The 18856-nt window shown below is 51.6% G+C and carries 21 protein-coding genes; 4 read left to right on the plus strand and 17 right to left on the minus strand.

Annotated elements, in window-relative coordinates; translation table 11 throughout:
* Positions 1-174 precede the first annotated feature (174 nt).
* The gene (gene mltF, locus OGY01_RS01440) at positions 175-1725 is read left to right on the plus strand and encodes a membrane-bound lytic murein transglycosylase MltF (protein WP_048220800.1); all 1551 of its coding nucleotides are present in this window, start codon (positions 175-177) and stop codon (positions 1723-1725) included.
* 27 nt (positions 1726-1752) lie between these two features.
* Here the strand turns inward: mltF and tadA are convergent, their stop codons facing one another.
* The 4 genes from tadA to murQ are packed head-to-tail and all read right to left on the minus strand — an operon-like array spanning position 1753 to position 5212.
* On the minus strand, positions 1753-2289 hold the full coding sequence (tadA, locus tag OGY01_RS01445; protein ID WP_075261753.1) for a tRNA adenosine(34) deaminase TadA: 537 nt from the start codon (positions 2287-2289) through the stop codon (positions 1753-1755).
* 17 nt (positions 2290-2306) lie between these two features.
* Positions 2307-2942: a phosphatidylglycerophosphatase C gene (gene yfhb / locus OGY01_RS01450; protein WP_045446249.1), complete on the minus strand. Its 636-nt coding sequence runs from the start codon at positions 2940-2942 to the stop codon at positions 2307-2309.
* Positions 2943-2945: 3 nt separating this feature from the next.
* Positions 2946-4310, minus strand: a complete 1365-nt coding sequence (locus OGY01_RS01455) for a PTS transporter subunit EIIC (protein WP_286492295.1) — start codon at positions 4308-4310, stop codon at positions 2946-2948.
* An 8-nt stretch (positions 4311-4318) separates the two neighbouring features.
* Complete coding sequence (murQ, locus tag OGY01_RS01460; RefSeq protein ID WP_286492297.1) at positions 4319-5212, minus strand: N-acetylmuramic acid 6-phosphate etherase; 894 nt, start codon at positions 5210-5212, stop codon at positions 4319-4321.
* Positions 5213-5329: 117 nt separating this feature from the next.
* On the opposite strand from murQ, the gene OGY01_RS01465 reads away from it, so the two are divergent.
* Together OGY01_RS01465 and OGY01_RS01470 are read left to right on the plus strand one after the other, a co-directional pair.
* Positions 5330-6178, plus strand: coding sequence for a MurR/RpiR family transcriptional regulator (locus OGY01_RS01465; protein WP_045446258.1), 849 nt, complete (start codon positions 5330-5332; stop codon positions 6176-6178).
* 55 nt (positions 6179-6233) lie between these two features.
* Complete coding sequence (locus tag OGY01_RS01470) at positions 6234-6494, plus strand: YfhL family 4Fe-4S dicluster ferredoxin (RefSeq protein ID WP_003037590.1); 261 nt, start codon at positions 6234-6236, stop codon at positions 6492-6494.
* Here OGY01_RS01470 and acpS read toward each other — a convergent pair.
* From acpS to rseD, 12 genes are all read right to left on the minus strand, one after another.
* The gene (gene acpS, locus OGY01_RS01475) at positions 6491-6871 is read right to left on the minus strand and encodes a holo-ACP synthase (protein ID WP_045446261.1); all 381 of its coding nucleotides are present in this window, start codon (positions 6869-6871) and stop codon (positions 6491-6493) included. The two genes, OGY01_RS01470 and acpS, sit on opposite strands and share 4 nt — an antisense overlap.
* Positions 6871-7602 (minus strand): pyridoxine 5'-phosphate synthase, encoded by a 732-nt coding sequence (gene pdxJ / locus OGY01_RS01480; RefSeq protein WP_048220795.1) that lies wholly within the window; start codon positions 7600-7602, stop codon positions 6871-6873. Before pdxJ ends, acpS begins: the two co-directional genes overlap by 1 nt.
* A gap of 11 nt (positions 7603-7613) precedes the next feature.
* Positions 7614-8342 carry a DNA repair protein RecO gene (recO, locus tag OGY01_RS01485; RefSeq protein ID WP_045449747.1) on the minus strand — a complete coding sequence of 243 codons (729 nt, stop codon included), beginning with the start codon at positions 8340-8342 and terminating at the stop codon, positions 7614-7616.
* A 29-nt stretch (positions 8343-8371) separates the two neighbouring features.
* Positions 8372-9277, minus strand: coding sequence for a GTPase Era (gene era, locus OGY01_RS01490; protein WP_045446265.1), 906 nt, complete (start codon positions 9275-9277; stop codon positions 8372-8374).
* Positions 9274-9954, minus strand: a complete 681-nt coding sequence (rnc, locus tag OGY01_RS01495; protein WP_003037579.1) for a ribonuclease III — start codon at positions 9952-9954, stop codon at positions 9274-9276. Before rnc ends, era begins: the two co-directional genes overlap by 4 nt.
* Before the next feature lie 270 nt (positions 9955-10224).
* Positions 10225-11199 (minus strand): signal peptidase I, encoded by a 975-nt coding sequence (gene lepB / locus OGY01_RS01500; RefSeq protein ID WP_048220793.1) that lies wholly within the window; start codon positions 11197-11199, stop codon positions 10225-10227.
* 15 nt (positions 11200-11214) lie between these two features.
* Positions 11215-13014 carry a translation elongation factor 4 gene (gene lepA, locus OGY01_RS01505; RefSeq protein ID WP_048220792.1) on the minus strand — a complete coding sequence of 600 codons (1800 nt, stop codon included), beginning with the start codon at positions 13012-13014 and terminating at the stop codon, positions 11215-11217.
* 275 nt (positions 13015-13289) lie between these two features.
* Positions 13290-13769 (minus strand): SoxR-reducing system protein RseC, encoded by a 480-nt coding sequence (rseC, locus tag OGY01_RS01510; RefSeq protein WP_045446278.1) that lies wholly within the window; start codon positions 13767-13769, stop codon positions 13290-13292.
* The gene (gene rseB / locus OGY01_RS01515) at positions 13766-14722 is read right to left on the minus strand and encodes a sigma-E factor regulatory protein RseB (protein WP_045446281.1); all 957 of its coding nucleotides are present in this window, start codon (positions 14720-14722) and stop codon (positions 13766-13768) included. The genes rseC and rseB overlap by 4 nt, the downstream gene beginning before the upstream one ends.
* Positions 14722-15372: an anti-sigma-E factor RseA gene (gene rseA, locus OGY01_RS01520; protein ID WP_045446284.1), complete on the minus strand. Its 651-nt coding sequence runs from the start codon at positions 15370-15372 to the stop codon at positions 14722-14724. Before rseA ends, rseB begins: the two co-directional genes overlap by 1 nt.
* Before the next feature lie 31 nt (positions 15373-15403).
* Positions 15404-15979, minus strand: a complete 576-nt coding sequence (gene rpoE, locus OGY01_RS01525; RefSeq protein ID WP_045446287.1) for an RNA polymerase sigma factor RpoE — start codon at positions 15977-15979, stop codon at positions 15404-15406.
* Positions 15976-16140 (minus strand): rpoE leader peptide RseD, encoded by a 165-nt coding sequence (rseD, locus tag OGY01_RS01530; protein WP_136345495.1) that lies wholly within the window; start codon positions 16138-16140, stop codon positions 15976-15978. Before rseD ends, rpoE begins: the two co-directional genes overlap by 4 nt.
* A 263-nt stretch (positions 16141-16403) precedes the next feature.
* On the opposite strand from rseD, the gene nadB reads away from it, so the two are divergent.
* A complete protein-coding gene (gene nadB / locus OGY01_RS01535; protein WP_286492298.1) occupies positions 16404-18026 on the plus strand; it encodes an L-aspartate oxidase in 1623 nt (540 codons plus the stop codon).
* Here nadB and trmN read toward each other — a convergent pair.
* Positions 18011-18748: a tRNA(1)(Val) (adenine(37)-N(6))-methyltransferase TrmN gene (gene trmN, locus OGY01_RS01540; RefSeq protein ID WP_286492299.1), complete on the minus strand. Its 738-nt coding sequence runs from the start codon at positions 18746-18748 to the stop codon at positions 18011-18013. The two genes, nadB and trmN, sit on opposite strands and share 16 nt — an antisense overlap.
* Positions 18749-18856 lie beyond the last annotated feature (108 nt).

Consider the following 18856-nt stretch of genomic DNA (forward strand, 5'->3'; position numbering starts at 1 on the left):
CGTTTGCGTCGAAATAAAATCACGACTTTCTCTTATCATCAAATGCGGTCAGTTTTCTGAATAAGTTGCCAACTGGCGCAAGTTTAAGCAAAATGCCGCTCATTAATGACTACTTCACTTCTTAATCAATATCACAGCAGGCTAAGATTACGCACGATTCAGAGAATTAACTAATTGAAAAAATTAAAGATTAATTATCTGTTCATCGGCATATTGACGCTGCTGCTGGCAGCGGCCCTCTGGCCATCTATCCCCTGGTTCGGTAAAGCCGACAATCGTATCGCCGCGATTCAAGCTCGGGGAGAATTGCGCGTCAGTACAATCGACTCGCCTTTAACGCATTCCACCCTTAACGGGAAAACCTTTGGTCTGGATTATGAGCTGACCCAACAGTTCGCCAGCTATTTAGGGGTGAAGTTAAAAGTCACCGTACGTCAGAATATCAGCCAACTTTTTGACGACCTGGATAACGGCGATGCCGATCTGTTAGCCGCAGGCCTGGTCTATAACAGCGAACGCGTTAAAAACTACCAGCCGGGTCCGACTTACTATTCGGTTTCGCAGCAACTGGTGTATCGGGTCGGAAAATATCGCCCCCGCACCCTTGCCAGCGTGAATGAAAATCAGCTGACTATCGCCCCCGGACATGTCGTGGTGAATGATTTGCAGCAGCTGAAAGCGAAAAAATTTCCCGAACTGAGCTGGAAGATCGATGACAAAAAAGGAACGACAGAACTGCTTGATGATGTCATCTCCGGTAAGCTCGACTATACCATTGCCGATTCAGTCGCTATCAGCCTGTACCAACGCGTGCACCCGGAGCTTGCCGTGGCGCTGGATGTTTCAGACGAACAGCCAGTAACCTGGTTTAGTCCTCTGGATGACGACAACACACTCTCCGCTGCCCTGCTGGATTTCTTTAACACCATTAATGAAGACGGTTCACTGGCGCGACTGGAAGAAAAGTATCTCGGACATGGCGATGATTTCGATTATGTCGATACCCGCACTTTTTTACGCGCTGTAGATAGCGTACTGCCGGATCTCAAACCATTGTTTGAAAAATATGCACAGGAGATAGACTGGCGGCTGCTGGCGGCTATTTCCTATCAGGAATCCCATTGGGATGCGCAGGCTACTTCCCCGACCGGCGTACGTGGCCTGATGATGTTAACTAAAAATACCGCCCAAAGCCTGGGGCTGACCGACCGGACCGACGCTGAACAGAGCATCAGCGGTGGAGCGCGTTATCTACAGGACATGATGAGTAAAGTGCCGGATACCGTACCGGAAGGAGAGCGCATCTGGTTTGCGCTTGCCGCATATAATATGGGATATGCACATATGCTGGATGCCCGGGCGTTAACGGTTAAAACCAAAGGCAATCCGGACAGCTGGGCCGATGTGAAGCAGCGCCTGCCACTGCTCAGCCAGAAGCCATATTACAACAAGCTGACGTATGGCTATGCTCGTGGCCACGAAGCCTACGCATATGTAGAAAATATTCGTAAATACCAGATAAGCCTGGTGGGATATCTGCAAGAGAAAGAAAAACAGGCGACAGAAACGCAGCAACTGGCACAGGATTACCCGGCGGTATCTCTGGCAGAATTATTAGACCAGGAGAAATTTCCTCTCTCTGCGTTTCTGTCTCAGACATCGTCTAATTACCTGACGCACTCCCCTTCACTGCTGTTTTCCTCACAGAAGAAAGAGGAAAAATAGCCGCATCCGGCTTGCTGGAACACGTAATCACTCACTTGCAGACTTTTTCAGGTTTTTGATTTCCTGACGACGCATGCGGAAGAAATCACTAAGCAGCGTGGCACATTCATCCCGTAGTATACCCTCAGTGACCTCAACCCGATGGTTCATTCCCGGATGATGTAGCACATCCATCAGCGAACCTGCGGCCCCCGTTTTCGCATCGCGCGCACCAAATACTACGCGTCCGATACGACTGTGTACCATCGCGCCAGCGCACATAACGCACGGCTCCAGGGTGACGTACAGAGTGGCGTCCAGTAAGCGGTAATTTTGTAGCACCAGACCGCCCTGACGCAGCGCCATAATTTCAGCGTGGGCTGTTGGATCATGGTGACCAATCGGCCGGTTCCAGCCTTCGCCAATAACGCGATTGTTATGTACTAATACCGCACCTACCGGGACTTCCCGCTCATCCCAGGCGCGTTTAGCCAGCGTTAAGGCGTGGCGCATCCAGTACTCATGGCTAAATTCAACATCAGACAAAGGCAGAACTCCGGTAATCAAAGCGGGCGCATTATACACAGACGCTATCGTTTACTCTATTCGAGTTGCTGAAGCTCACCGCGTGGCGTAACGCGCCAGCGATGCTGGCAAAATGAAAGCAGCGGATTGTCCTGTTTGCTATCGCTATAGCCACTGTAAAGGCGCAGCGGAGCGCCAATATGACGTTCCAGTTGCGTCACTTTCTCATGGCCCAGGCAGCGCAGAGGTAGCACCCAACCGCCGTACCCCCGCTCAATTTGGCTGGCGATAAGATTAACGCGCGGTAGCCATGGGGTGTCGAAGTAGACCTGTTCGACCAGTGACCTTGGGGATCCGGTAATCAACCAGATATCAGCGTCAGAGCTTAACAGGTAAGTCGTTAGACGCTGTTGCACGGCCGGAAAAGCCGTTACGTGCTGTCGAAACCAGCGCACGAAATCGGTCTGATGAGATTTCAGGCGCGCTTCACTCCGACCAAAAGTGCATCCCCAAAGGAGCAAGCTCATCGGCCAGCGGGCGGCGCGCCCCTGAATCAACAACCCCAGCGCAATAATCGGTAGCAGGGGCAGCACAAGCAACGCATTCAGCGGTTGGCGACGTAGCAGGTAGCGCAGAAAACTGCCGAACATATCCTGCTGGTGTAACGTACCATCCAAATCAAAAAAGACAACGCGACGCTCGTGATTGGTCAAACCTTATTCCTCTGGATCGTTGAACCCCAATAGCCAGGTAAAAAGAAACCCGGCGATAACCGCTACCAGATAGCCTAACAGATAGAACATCACTTTTCCGGCAACAATCGTCAGAGCCAGCGGTAACCCTGAGATCCCAAAAGTAATAACCGTCGCGACCTTCCAGTAACTGATCAGCGCCCCGCCGACCGCTCCGCCGAGACAAGCGCCAATAAATGGCTTACCCAGCGGCAACGTCACACCAAAAATCAGCGGCTCACCGATCCCCAGTAATCCTACTGGTAACGCACCTTTAATCACTTTTTTCAGCCGTGCGTTACGGGTTTTCATCAGAACAGCAATCGCGGCACCAATCTGCCCCACTCCCGCCATCGCCAGAATGGGAAAGAGCGCGTTATAGCCATGTGCCTGCACCAGCTCAACATGGATGGGCACCAGCCCCTGATGCAAACCGGTGAGTACCAGCGGTAGAAATGTTCCCGCCAGTACCGCGCCGACGAGGAAACCGCCGCGATCGATAGCCCAGGATGCGCCATGAGCAATGGATTCCGAAATCCAGCCACCGAGCGGTTGCAGTGCCACAATCGCGATTGTCCCGGTGATGATAGTCGTCAGCAAAGGGTTCAGGATAAGCTCCAACGAGCCCGGCAGCACCTCACGAAATTTACGCTCAATCCAGCACATCAGCGCGACCACTAACAACACCGCGATAACTCCACCGCGGCCAGGCTGTAGTGCTTCGCCAAACAGAGTAATCTGTGCCAGCTGCGGACTGGAGAGGATCCCAGCCATTACGCCGCCCATCGCTAACGAACCGCCAAACACTTTGGCGGTGTTTACCCCGACCAGGATGTTCATGATGGCAAATACGGCGCTACCGAAGATACCCATCAACCCCAGCATATTCGGATAGTGAGTAGCAAAATCACCCACAATATCCGGTTGTTTGAGGATGTTAATGATGCCGGTAATCAAACCGGAGGCGATAAACGCCGGGATCAGCGGAATAAAGACATTCGCCAGCTTGCGCAGCGCATCGCTCATTGGCGCCTTGTACTTCGCTTTCACCTGAGACTTCGTGCGTTCAATGTCATTTACATTCGGACGTTCGCCGTCATCAGCAATCAGAGAACGCATGGCATCCACCACTTTGGCGGCCTTACCGGGACCAACAATAATCTGATGCTGCGCCCCCTGCTTCACATAGCCACTGACACCGGGTAACTGCTTCAGCCGGGAAATGTCCAGTTGGTCGTCATCCTGCACTTCCACCCTGACGCGCGTCATACAGTTTTCCAGGCGCAGAATATTTTTCTCTCCGCCAATCCCCAGCAGGATGTCGCTGGCAAGAACCGCCGTTTTGTCCATATGCACCTCTAGTGTTCTAACGCCGCGCGCAAAAAACCCTGGTGAGCGGAAAGTTTGGCTCTGGCTGCGGTAGCATCCAACCCGGTTAGCGCCATCAGTATGGCGGGTTTAACATCAAAGTCAGTCTGTTTCAGCAGTGCCTCGGCCTCTTCACGCGCAATGCCGGTAGCTTCCACCACCATGCGACACGCCCGGTCTACCAGCTTGACGTTGGTCGCTTTCATATCCACCATCAGGTTCTGATATACCTTGCCAAATTTCACCATTGCCCCGGTGGAGATCATATTGAGCACCAGCTTTTGCGCAGTACCTGACTTCAGACGCGTTGACCCCGTCAGGGCCTCCGGACCTACAACCGGAGAGATGGCGATATCAGCTTCACGGGCGACAGGGGAATCCGGATTACAGGAGATCGCCACCGTCGTGCAGCCCACTTTGCGAGCATATTGCAGACCGCCTATCACGTACGGCGTACGTCCTGACGCCGCCAGACCAACAACCAGGTCCTGCATGCGAAGATTGAGTGCCCGAAGATCATCTTCTCCCAACTGAGGGTTATCTTCTGCGCCTTCAACCGCCTTCAGCAACGCGCCCGGACCTCCGGCAATAAGCCCGACAACCAGACCATGTTGCACACCAAAGGTCGGTGGACATTCAGAAGCATCCAGCACGCCAAGACGACCGCTGGTGCCTGCCCCCATGTAAATAATCCGCCCGCCTGCTTTTAACGCGTCAGCTGCCGCATCGACCGCATGCGCAACTTCAGAAAGCGTTGCTTTTACTGCTTCCGCTACCAGCGTATCCTGTTGATTAAAACGATGAACCAGCTCAAGCGTGGATAAAGCATCGAGATCCATCGTCTGTGGATTGCGGGTTTCTGACACTAACGCACCGAGATTCATTTTTTGTTCCTTAGGAATTTTTAATTCATAATAAGCCGCCATAATGGAATATTATATTCACCCAGGCGAGTGAAATTTTGTTTTGTAATCGCCATCACGTTTTCGCCAGGAGACAGCATGAACTGTTTGATTCGCATTCGTCAGCGTTACCCGGACCTCGCGCAAAGCGATAAAAAGCTTGCGGATTACCTCCTTGCTCATCCGGATGATGCGCGTCATCTCAGCTCACAGCAACTGGCCTGCGAGGCAGGCGTCAGCCAGTCCAGCGTCGTGAAGTTCGCACAGAAAATGGGATTCAAAGGATTTCCGGCACTAAAACTGGCGATCAGCGAAGCGCTGGCCAGTAATCCCAATCCACATTCTGTTCCAGTGCACAATCAGATCCGCGGTGACGATCCCATGCTTCTGGTCGGAGATAAACTGATTAAAGAGAATGTGGCAGCAATGCATGCAACTCTGGATATCAACAGTGAAGAGAAGCTGATGGAAAGCGTTACAATGCTGCGGTCTGCCCGTCGCATTGTACTGACAGGTATTGGCGCATCCGGTCTGGTCGCGCAGAATTTTGCCTGGAAGCTGTTGAAGATTGGATTTAATGCGGTAGTTGAACGCGATATGCACGCCTTGCTGGCGACCGTACAGGCAATGTCACCAAACGATCTCTTGCTGGCAATTTCGTATACAGGGGAACGACGCGAGCTCAATCTGGCTGCCGATGAAACATTACGCACCGGAGCAAAAATCCTCGCCATCACCGGATTTACCCCCAATGCTCTGCAGCAACGTGCAACCCGTTGCCTGTACACCATTGCAGAGGAGCAGGCCACCCGGAGCGCTGCGATTTCATCCACTCATGCGCAAATGATGCTTACCGATTTGTTGTTTATGGCGCTGGTTCAGCAGGATCTGGAGCACGCGCCGGAGCGTATCCGTCACAGCGAAGCGTTGGTAAAAAAACTGGTCTGAGCAAAGAATGCGCGTATAATGCCCGCCCGATTTGTGATGTTTTGAGAGTTTCCTGATGGCCCTGTTAATCACTAAAAAGTGTATCAATTGCGATATGTGCGAACCCGAATGCCCGAACGAGGCGATTTCGATGGGTGACAGCATCTACGAGATTAACAGCGACAAATGTACCGAATGTGTAGGACATTACGACACGCCGACCTGCCAGAAAGTGTGCCCAATCCCCAATACTATTTTGAAAGATCCGGCACATGTCGAAACAGAAGAACAGCTGTGGGATAAGTTTGTATTAATGCACCACGCAGACAAACTTTAACTCTCGATAATCACCGTGGCGCAGGCGTAGTGACGTTCATCGGCCAGCGTCACATGCATATGCGCCACACCGAGCTTTTCTGCCAGCTTTAACGCCTCTCCCCACAACCGCAGACTCGGTTTGCCAAGTTCATCGTTAAACACCTCGAACTGATTGAACGCCAGTCCGTTGCGGATACCGGTACCAAAAGCTTTTGCCGCCGCCTCTTTTACCGCAAACCGCTTTGCCAGAAAACGCACCGGTTGCTGATGCGTTTCCCAGATAGCCCATTCGTTATCGCTCAGAACCCGTCTGGCAAGACGATCGCCGGTACGAGAGATCACCGCCTCAATGCGAGCAATCTCCACGATATCCGTACCTAATCCCAGAATTGCCATTAGCCACGCGCTTCCAGCATCAGGCGTTTCATTTCCACAACCGCATCTTTCAGGCCGCTCATTACCGCGCGTCCGATGATCGCATGGCCGATGTTCAGTTCGTGCATTTCCGGGATCCGTGCAATCGCTTTGACGTTATGGTAAGTCAGACCGTGACCAGCATTAACCTTCAGCCCCAGACTGGCTGCGAAGGTCGCAGCCTTAGCGATACGCGCCAGTTCATTGGCCTGTTCAGCGTCGGTTTTTGCATCGGCATAGCAACCAGTGTGAATTTCAATGTACGGCGCGCCCACTTCGGCGGCTGCTTTAATCTGATCTTCGTCGGCATCAATAAACAGCGATACCAGGATCCCCGCATCCGCAAGTCGTTTGCAGGCATCACGCATTTTGTCACGCTGACCTGCTACATCCAGGCCACCTTCGGTGGTAACTTCCTGGCGTTTTTCCGGCACCAGGCAGCAAAAATGCGGCTTTGTCTCAACGGCGATGGCCAGCATCTCTTCCGTCACAGCCATTTCCAGGTTCATGCGCGTATCCAGCGTTTGACGCAGTATACGCACATCTCTGTCGGTAATATGGCGTCGATCTTCACGCAGATGTACGGTAATACCATCCGCACCTGCTTGCTCAACGATAAACGCCGCCTGAACCGGATCCGGATATGCGGTGCCGCGTGCATTACGTAAAGTGGCAATATGGTCAATGTTGACGCCTAACAGTAATTCAGCCATGACAATCCTCGTTAATCATTATTTGTTTTTACTGCGCGTTTTGGCATAAATTGCCGGAACAGTTCCCGGCTTTTTAACGGTTTACCACCAAGATACGGCTTTAACGCCATGCGGGTAAAGCGTTTCGCGGCACGTAGCGTATCAGCATCCGGAAATTCTCGCGACTCAAGTGCTTTCAAATGCCGCCCGGTAAAGGTGCTGTTATCAATCACCACACTGGCGATAAATCCTTTTTCTTCACGATAACGGTAGGTCATGGTGTCTTCGACCGACTCGCCGCTACCGGCACAGTGGGTGAAATCCACGCCATAGCCCAGATGACCAAGTAAAGCCAGCTCAAAACGACGCAAGGCGGGCTCAGGTGAGCCAGTCGCGCCAGCCAGCGCCTGAATGCAGTTCAGGTAGTCGAAGAAGAGTTCGGAAAAGCGGGTCTCGTACTCAAGCACCCGAGAAATGAGTTCGTTGATATAAAGACCGCTGTAAAGCGTGATACCACTTAGAGGAAGCGCCAGAGAGACGGCTTCAGCGCTACGCAGGGTTTTGACCTCACCACGTCCACCAAAGCGAAGTAATAGCGGCGTAAAAGGCTGAAGTGCGCCTTTAAGATTGGAACGTTTGGAACGTGCGCCTTTAGCCACAAGGCGCACGCGACCCGACTCTTCCGTGAAGACGTCCAGCACCAGGCTGGTTTCGCTCCACGGGCGGCTATGTAAGACAAAGGCTCGTTGCCATCCTTCCATCATACCCGCCGTCTTTTCAGAACAGGGAATTAAACGTCGTCGCCGTAACCGAGACTGCGCAGTGCTCGCTCGTCATCAGCCCAGCCAGATTTTACTTTCACCCACAGTTCAAGGTGCACAGGCGCTTCGAACATCTCCTGCATGTCTTTACGCGCTTCGATACCGATGGTTTTGATTTTGGCCCCTTTGTTGCCAATCACCATCTTCTTCTGCCCTTCACGTTCAACAAGGATCAGGCCGTTGATATCGTAGCCGCCACGTTCGTTAGAGACGAAACGCTCAATCTCAACGGTAACGGAATACGGCAGTTCAGCCCCCAGAAAACGCATCAGCTTTTCGCGAATGATTTCTGAAGCCATAAAGCGCTGAGAGCGATCGGTAATGTAATCTTCCGGGAAGTGATGAATCGCTTCTGGCAGATGCTTACGCACGATACCTGCAACGGTATCGACATTCATGCCGGTTTCGGCAGAAATGGGGACGATATCCAGGAAGTTCATCTGGCTTGCCAGGAACTGCAGGTGCGGCAGCAGATCGGCCTTCTCCTGTACGTTATCAACTTTGTTGATCGCCAGGATAACCGGTGCTTTACCGTCACGCAGTTTATTCAGCACCATCTCGTCGTCCGGTGTCCAACGAGTGCCTTCCACGACAAAAATAACCAGCTCAACGTCGCCAATAGAACTGCTGGCAGCCTTGTTCATCAGACGGTTGATGGCTCGTTTCTCTTCCATATGCAGGCCCGGGGTATCAACATAAATAGCCTGATACGCGCCTTCAGTATGGATCCCGACAATACGGTGACGTGTTGTCTGCGCCTTACGTGAGGTGATGGAAATCTTCTGCCCAAGCAGATTATTCAACAGGGTGGATTTACCAACGTTCGGACGACCGACGATGGCAATAAATCCGCAATAGGTTTTTTCTTCGCTCATTCCAGCTCCAGTTTTTTTAACGCCTGTTCGGCGGCAGCTTGCTCAGCCTTACGACGGCTTGAACCTGTGCCAACCACCGGTTCACTCAGGCCGCTAACCTGGCAGTGGATAGTAAATTCTTGATCGTGCGCTTCGCCCCGGACCTGTACTACCAGATAAGACGGCAGCGGCAGGTGGCGACCCTGCAAATATTCCTGCAAACGCGTTTTCGGATCTTTTTGTTTATCGCCGGGACTAATTTCATCCAGACGGGTTTGATACCAGTTAAGAATAAGTTGTTCAACAGTCTGAATATCGCTGTCGAGGAAGACACCGCCGATCAATGCTTCGACAGTATCAGCCAGGATAGATTCACGACGAAAACCGCCGCTTTTCAGCTCACCTGGCCCCAAACGTAAACATTCACCGAGGTCAAACTCACGGGCTAATTCCGCCAGCGTATTACCACGTACCAGCGTGGCACGCATGCGGCTCATATCACCTTCGTCCACACGAGGGAAACGATGATATAGCGCATTAGCGATAACAAAGCTCAAAATAGAGTCGCCTAAAAATTCTAAACGCTCGTTATGTTTGCTGCTGGCGCTACGGTGAGTTAATGCCTGCTGCAACAGCTCCTGATGATTAAAAGTGTAGCCCAGCTTCCGTTGAAGCCGATTAATTACGATGGGGTTCATGCGATACCAATAAATGAATGCGTCAACAATCCAGCACACGAAACAGACCTGATATACACAATCCGGGTAGCCGTTTCGGCATAGCCAGAATGCTTATGTATACGAACCAACGCTGTTTCGTGTGCCGTGGCAACCTAACGCTGCCAACCTAAAACTTCGGGGGAATATTCTATACACAACGACAAGGGATGTCGTTAGTCTGCGGGAATTTATCCAAGAAATAATTCACGCTGTCGCCATAATGACGACAACGTGAACGATTATCAGAGATTAGTGAATACCACCAATACGGCTTAAACGAACACCGGTCGGCCACTCACCTTCCTGCTTATCAAAGCTCATCCAGATAGCTGTCGCTTTACCCACCAGATTCGCTTCCGGTACAAATCCCCAGTAACGGCTGTCCGCGCTGTTATCACGGTTATCACCCATCATGAAGTATTGTCCCGGCGGGACTATCCAGGTCGCGAGTTGCTGCCCTGGCTGACGGAAATACATCCCCACCTGATCCTGCGCGATCGGCACGGTCAGAATGCGATGCGTTACATCACCCAGAGTCTCTTTACGCTCGGTCAGACGAATCCCGTTTTCTTTTGTTTCGTTCAGCGGAACCTCGAAGAAACCACTGGTCGCTTCTCCGCCATTACGACGAGCAAACGTCTGCACGAAATCACTCGGCTGAACATCAGAATACGTTACCGGCAATGCGTTTTCACATGCCTGACCGGAGCTGCACCCGGGCTGAATGGTGACCTCTTTAGCCACTGGATCGTACGTCACTTTGTCTCCCGGTAAACCGACAGCGCGTTTGATGTAATCCAGACGCGGATCTTCCGGGTATTTAAACACCACGATATCACCACGTTTCGGATGGCCTGTTTCAATTAACGTTTTCTGATAAATCGGATCTTTAATTCCGTAGGCAAATTTCTCTACCAGAATAAAGTCGCCAATTAACAGTGTCGGCATCATCGAACCCGACGGGATCTGAAACGGTTCATAAATAAACGAGCGCACCACCAGCACAATCGCCAGCACCGGAAAAACAGATGCCCCCGTCTCCAGCCAGCCCGGCTTAGGGGAGACTTTTTTCAGCGTTGCGTTATCCAGTGAATCACCCGCTGCAGCTTGTGCCGCCGCCTGACGCTCCCGGCGTTTTGGTGCAAAGACAAATTTATCAATGCACCATAAAATGCCCGTCACCAGTGTGGCAATCACCAGAATCAGGGCAAACATATTCGCCATGCCAACTCCTTAGGATTATTTACTGTCTTTACCGACATGCAGAATGGCGAGGAACGCTTCCTGCGGCAGTTCGACGTTACCGATCTGCTTCATGCGCTTTTTACCTTCTTTCTGTTTCTGCAGCAGCTTTTTCTTACGGCTGATATCACCACCGTAGCACTTCGCCAGAACGTTTTTACGCAACTGCTTAACCGTTGAACGCGCGATAATATGCGTACCAATGGCCGCCTGAATCGCGATATCAAACTGCTGGCGAGGGATCAGATCTTTCATCTTCTCTACCAGTTCGCGACCACGGCTCTGAGAGTTATCGCGATGGGTAATCAGCGCCAGCGCATCGACACGTTCATTGTTGATGAGTACATCAACACGCACCATGTCAGAGGTCTGGAAGCGTTTGAAGTTATAATCCAGCGACGCATAGCCGCGAGAGGTCGACTTCAGACGGTCGAAGAAGTCGAGCACCACTTCTGCCATCGGAATTTCATAGGTCAGCGCAACCTGGTTACCGTGGTAAACCATGTTGGTCTGTACACCACGCTTCTCAATACACAGTGTAATAACGTTGCCCAGGTAAGCCTGAGGCAGCAGCATGTGACACTCAGCGATCGGCTCACGCAGTTCGTAAATGTTGTTCAGCGGCGGCAGCTTGGACGGGCTATCGACATAGATAGTTTCTTTCGACGTGGTTTCCACTTCGTAGACTACAGTCGGCGCGGTGGTGATCAGATCCAGATCGTATTCACGTTCCAGACGTTCCTGAATGATCTCCATGTGCAGCAGACCAAGGAAGCCACAGCGGAAACCGAAGCCCAGTGCGGTAGAGCTCTCCGGCTCGTAAAAAAGCGAAGCATCGTTCAGGCTCAGCTTACCAAGCGCATCACGGAAGTTTTCGTAATCGTCAGAGCTGACCGGGAACAAACCGGCATATACCTGCGGTTTCACTTTTTTAAAACCTGGCAACGCTTTGTCTGCCGGGTTACGAGCCTGTGTCAGCGTATCGCCAACCGGTGCGCCGAGAATGTCTTTAATTGCACAAACCAGCCAGCCCACTTCACCACATTTCAGTTCGGTACGGTCAACCTGTTTTGGTGTGAAGATCCCCAGACGATCGGCGTTATAAACCTGTCCGGTACTCATCACTTTGATTTTGTCACCTTTACGCATAGTGCCGTTTTTAATACGCACTAGCGAAACCACGCCGAGGTAGTTATCGAACCAGGAGTCAATGATCAGCGCCTGTAACGGACCTTCCGGATCACCTTCCGGCGGTGGAATATCTCGTACCAGACGTTCCAGAACGTCTGTCACGCCAACCCCGGTTTTCGCTGAGCAGCGAACGGCATCAGTCGCATCAATACCGACGATATCTTCAATCTCTTCCGCCACACGCTCAGGATCAGCGGCGGGCAGGTCAATTTTGTTTAATACCGGCACCACTTCGAGATCCATTTCCATGGCGGTATAGCAGTTAGCCAGCGTTTGCGCTTCAACACCCTGCCCGGCGTCGACAACCAGCAGTGCGCCTTCACAGGCAGCAAGCGAGCGGGAAACTTCATACGAGAAGTCAACGTGTCCCGGGGTATCGATAAAGTTAAGCTGATAGGTTTCACCATCAGATGCTTTGAAATCGAGCGTCACGCTCTGCGCTTTGATAGTAATACCGCGCTCACGCTCAAGATCCATCGAGTCGAGAACCTGCGCTTCCATTTCACGGTCAGACAGGCCACCGCAGATCTGGATAATACGGTCAGACAGCGTCGATTTACCGTGGTCGATGTGAGCAATGATTGAAAAGTTACGTATGTTCTTCATATAGAGTAGTTATTGTGCCTTACGCCTGATTCGACAGGCTCTGAGAAGTCGCTGTTCTGAGCTTAACGTCTGTTTAAGTGAAACGCCGCATTCTACACTACAACGCTGAGGCGAGGAAATGTTCATAGAGCAAGGATAGCGGGAACTGGAAACAACTTCGCTTTTCTAATGCAAAGCTCGCAAGGGTAACGTTATGCCCGATGGAGCACGCTTATCGGGCCGACAAATACAATATGTACATTATTGCCACTTGCAGGCCAGATCAGACGAAGATATCACTGGCTTGTTTCGGTAGAGGATGTATCGACGCGCAGTATTCCAGGCGGGAGAGCAACGTTTAAAATAACCGGTTGCCAGGCTTCACGTACTGCCAGTTTTCGTGAAAAACCGCGTGCAATCAGAAATCCACCCACGCCGCCCAGTATCGCACCGCTTAACGCTGCGATATCACTACCAAACAGCACCTGAAACAGCGCTGCAAAAACAAAAAGCCCCGCCAATGGTGACATATAGACCAACATTGCCGAGCCCAACAGGCTGCCTTCCGCAATCCCAAGTTCAACTTTCTGACCTGGAGCCAGTGGTTCGTCGCTGGGCACCACAATAGTATGCGTCGTCTGCGGCCCCAGTTTGTTCAACACACGGCTTCCGCAGCCTGCTCGTGAGGCACAACTGCTGCAAGACGCTTTAACGTCACAGCTGACCGTTGCCAGACCGTTCTGCCAGGAAACAACCGTTGCCCACTCTTTAATCATTGTGCAGCCCTGAACTTAATATTGTCCGCAATACGCTTCGCCGTCTGTGGCGGAAGCTCACCCACAATGGTGATTTCGGCATTATCACGCACGCTGGTGCTGACTGTCCGACGTCCTGTACGCAGCAGTTGATCGGCACTGTTTTGCATTGCACGGTTAACGTTCACGGAGAAACTGAACAGACCATCAGAGTAAAGACGAGATTCAATAGGCATATTATCCATCGTCGGTAGCGGACGACGGCTGCTGGATACTTCACTGAATCCTTGCGGCAACCACGACGGGCTCCAGTTAAAATTCGTTTTCTCGCCCGCAGGAACGGACAGCAGCGGTGGCAGGTTCGCTTTCGCCAGCGTCTGCATACTGTCACCGACACCGCTATTCACGGTAAAGGAGATAACACGAAACTGTTCGAGCGTTTCACCATCACGATCGAGCAGATCGACACGCATCGGCAACTTGGTTTCGGTGTCCATCCAGACAATGTAGCTATAACGAGTACCGTCACGCGCCACAACGCGGATCACTTCACAGAGTCTGTCGGCAATACGGGTGCGGCCTACTGAAATAAAATCATAGTAGGGCGAAAGGCGTTTAAAGTCGGTATAAATCAGAGACGGCAGGGAATCAACGATATAGTCACCGTTCAGCGTGAACGGCTCCAGCCCAGGCTCAAAATAGCTGATTTCGTTCCCACGCTGCACCACTTCCCGGCGCGGTCCATCCATTTGCAACAACTGTGCAAGAGGACGGTTGTCCAGGCGTGCATGGCGATAACGTAGGGATTCAACACCCTGCTTATTGATGCTGACAAATGACAGCTCATAGGTTAGCGACTGGCTGGCCAGATTCATCTGCTGCAACAACGCCCCGGACGCAGGATTGGCCGAGGCGTTTACAGAGAAGAACAGGCTACCAGCCACAAGTGACATGGCAAACCAAAGTTGCTTCATTACTGCGATTGCGTTCCTAAAGTTTGAATTCCTGGCACCTGTACAGCGGCTTGCTGTGTTTGCGCCTGCTCAAACTGAAGCTGTTCGGAGTGCAGTCGGCGTTGCAGTTCGTAATCCTGCAACATGGCATTGATACGACGACGCTGCTCCTGTACCTGCTGTTGCTGACCGCCGCTGGCCGTCGCGTCAGAAGGTACACCCAAGCTCACCGGACTGGCTTTACCCATCATCGGTAATGTATTAAATACCGGCGTTTCGGGCTGCTGGGACATTTCAGATTGTCCATTATAGTGCTGGACGCCAACAATAACTGCAAGCGATACGCACGCAGCCACGCCCATTTGGGTAAGCTGCGCGGCCCACGGACGCATTTTCTTCCAGAATGGCATTTTCTGCCACTGATGCGGTGCGGGCTGGGCCTCAGGGATCAACGGCGCCGTCTGGCGTACTGGCTCAGCTTCAATAGCAGCCATAACGCGGGCGGAAATATCGAAATGGAGAACGTCGGCAGTATCACCTCGCATGGAATCGCGGATCAGGTGATAACTCTCCCAGGTTTTTTGCATTTCCGGGTTGTGAGTCAGCTCTTTGAGTAACTCAGTGTCCAGCGTTTCGCCATCCATTAAAGCGGAAAGTTTTTCTTTCTGCATGCCTAATACCTTTTCCAGTATCCCGCTATCGTCAACGCCTGATAAGCGGTTGAACTTTATTATCAATAGCTTCCCTCGCTCGGAAGATACGTGAACGCACCGTACCTACCGGACAATCCATGATAGCGGCTATATCTTCATAGCTCAGGCCATCTAGCTCCCGCAAGGTTATTGCCATGCGTAAATCTTCCGGGAGGGACTCAATAGTTCGGAAAACTATCTGTCTCAGTTCTTCTGACAACATTAAGTTCTCAGGGTTCGAAATTTCTTTCAGTGCTCCGCCACTTTCGTAGTTTTCAGCTTCAATCGCATCTATATCACTGGAAGGTGGACGACGCCCCTGAGCGACCAGGTAATTCTTCGCTGTATTGACTGCAATACGATACAGCCAGGTATAAAAAGCACTATCTCCCCGGAACGAATCCAGCGCACGATAGGCCTTAATAAATGCTTCTTGTACCACATCAGGAACATCGCCCGATGGTACATAGCGAGAAACCAGACTCGCCACCTTATGCTGATAGCGTACTACCAGTAAGTTAAAGGCTTTCTGATCTCCCTTCTGGACCCGTTCAACCAGGACCTGGTCCGTTAACTGCTCGCTCATCCGAGGTAAAGTCTCCCCAAACCAAATTTCCACGCGCTTTCGAAACGCCACTCCATCAGCTGCACTATGAGCAAGCAACGAGTTAGAGTGCTCAAGTTTCGTAAAGTTCCGTTACGCATTTGTTTTTGTTTGTCATGTTGTAGACAGGTCTTATCTATCATTATAAGTCTACATAACCCGATCAACGCACTATCTGTTCAGAAATGCCCATTAAACCGCTTGCAGAGTAACCCAACGGCTACTTTATTTCATCACCTAATCTGTTGCTAACGGCCTGCTTCGCAAAATATTTTTCGTATTTTACTCCTCATCGTACATTTCTTTAATGTTTAGTCATTGCAACACAATCAAAAATAAAACGTGCAGTATCGCGCAATGTGGTGCTATGGTGACCAAACACTGTTTAGTAAATTAAACAAAAATCATGAATACGACCCCTGAATTATCCTGTGATGTGTTGATCATTGGCAGCGGAGCTGCCGGACTCTCGCTGGCGTTACGCCTGGCTGAAAAACATCAGGTCATTGTGCTGAGTAAAGGGCCGGTAAGTGAAGGCTCAACGTTCTATGCTCAGGGTGGCATCGCCGCTGTTTTCGATGAAACTGACAGTATCGACTCCCACGTTGAAGACACGCTGATTGCAGGAGCTGGTCTTTGCGATCGACATGCGGTTGAGTTTGTTGCCAGCAATGCCCGCACGTGCGTCCAGTGGTTGATTGATCAGGGCGTCCTTTTTGATACCCAGGTTCAGCCCAACGGCGAAGAGAGCTATCACCTGACCCGAGAAGGTGGCCATAGCCACCGACGTATCCTGCATGCCGCCGACGCTACTGGCAAAGAGGTCGAAACCACGCTGGTCAGCCAGGCACAAAATCATCCCAATATTCAGGTTCTGGAGCGTAGCAACGCCGTGGACCTGATTATCTCCGATAAAATCGGCCTGCCGGGTACGCGTCGCGTTGTCGGTGCCTGGATCTGGAACCGTAATAAAGAAGCCGTCGAAACCTGCCACGCTAAATCCGTGGTACTGGCAACCGGCGGCGCATCCAAAGTTTACCAATACACCACTAATCCGGATATTTCTTCGGGCGATGGGATCGCGATGGCCTGGCGCGCAGGTTGCCGCGTTGCCAACCTCGAATTTAACCAGTTCCACCCAACTGCGCTGTATCACCCGCAAGCGCGTAATTTTCTACTGACTGAAGCGTTACGTGGCGAGGGGGCACATTTGAAGCGCCCGGATGGATCGCGCTTTATGCCCGACTTCGACGAGCGTGGAGAACTGGCTCCGCGAGATATTGTTGCTCGCGCCATTGACCATGAAATGAAACGCCTTGGCGCGGACTGCATGTTCCTTGACATCAGCCATAAGCCGGAAGAATTTGTCCGCCAGCATTTTCCGATGATTTATGAAAAATTATTGGGCCTGGGGATCGATCTGACAAAAGAGCCGGTTCCGATTGTGCCTGCTGCACACTATACCTGCGGTGGCGTCATGGTCGATAACTTTGGCCGTACCGATGTCGACGGTCTGTATGCCATCGGAGAAGTCAGTTATACCGGGCTGCATGGTGCAAATCGCATGGCATCGAACTCACTGCTGGAGTGTCTGGTGTATGGCTGGTCTGCGGCGGAAGATATTGATCGAAGAATGCCTTACGCGCGCGGCGTAAGTACGCTCCCAGGGTGGGACGAGAGCCGGGTAGAAAACCCTGATGAACTGGTTGTTATCCAGCATAACTGGCATGAGCTACGGCTCTTTATGTGGGATTACGTTGGCATTGTACGTACAACAAAACGTCTGGAGCGCGCCCTGCGGCGTATCACCATGCTTCAACAGGAAATTGATGAGTATTACGCCCATTTCCGTGTGTCAAACAATTTACTGGAACTGCGCAATCTGGTGCAGGTTGCCGAATTAATTGTGCGCTGCGCGATGATGCGTAAAGAGAGTCGGGGCCTGCATTACACACTGGATTATCCTGAACAACGTCCCGAATCAGGCCCTTCTATCCTGTCGCCGTTAAGCCATCACATAAACAGATAAAACGCCTGGGTCAGCGCCGAATAGCCTTCTGAATAGCGCTGGTCTGGCCCACGAATCACCAGCCTGTCAATAAAACACTCCCCGGCCTGCGGGGAGAAAGCCAGCAATACCCTGTGCGGTAGACGAGCCTCAGTTTCTGCAACATCCGTACGCAGACGCAGATGCCAGCCCATACCCAGAGCCTGCTGGGTAAATGCGTTACCAATCTGCTCCGGCAGCACCACACAAAAAAAACCTTCTTCTGTAATACTGTTCGCCGCCAGTGTTAACAATGCTTCGTGATCGAGTGTGGTGGTATAGCGTGCCTGCTCACGTTGCGGCGTGGCACACTCTACCCCCTGTTCATAATAGGGAGGGTTACTGATGATCAGATCGAAACGCACGGTCTGGCGCGGTACCCACAGCTGCGCATCTTCTGAATGCACTGTCACACGATGCATCCATGGAGATTGTACAATGTTTTCCTGAGCCTGCAGCGCGGCATCGACATCAAGCTCCACGGCATCAATAATGACGCTTTCATCCGTGCGCTGGGCCAGCATCAGCGCCAGCAGGCCACTCCCGGTACCGATATCAAGGATCCGTTTTACACCCGCGACGGGCGCCCAGGCGCCTAATAAAATACCGTCCGTTCCGACTTTCATTGCACAACGATCGTGTGCCACAAAAAACTGCTTAAAAGTAAATCCATTACGTCGAAGTACGGATGTAGACTGGGGCATGAAGAACAACCTTCCTGGAAAAAAAACGATAACATTGGATAAAAACAATACCTGAGAAGGTATATCCATACAAACAGATGAAGATTGCAGCCGTAACGTCTATAATCA

The sequence above is a fragment of the Citrobacter sp. Cm038 genome, from assembly GCF_030333105.1.
Classification (GTDB): domain Bacteria; phylum Pseudomonadota; class Gammaproteobacteria; order Enterobacterales; family Enterobacteriaceae; genus Citrobacter; species Citrobacter murliniae.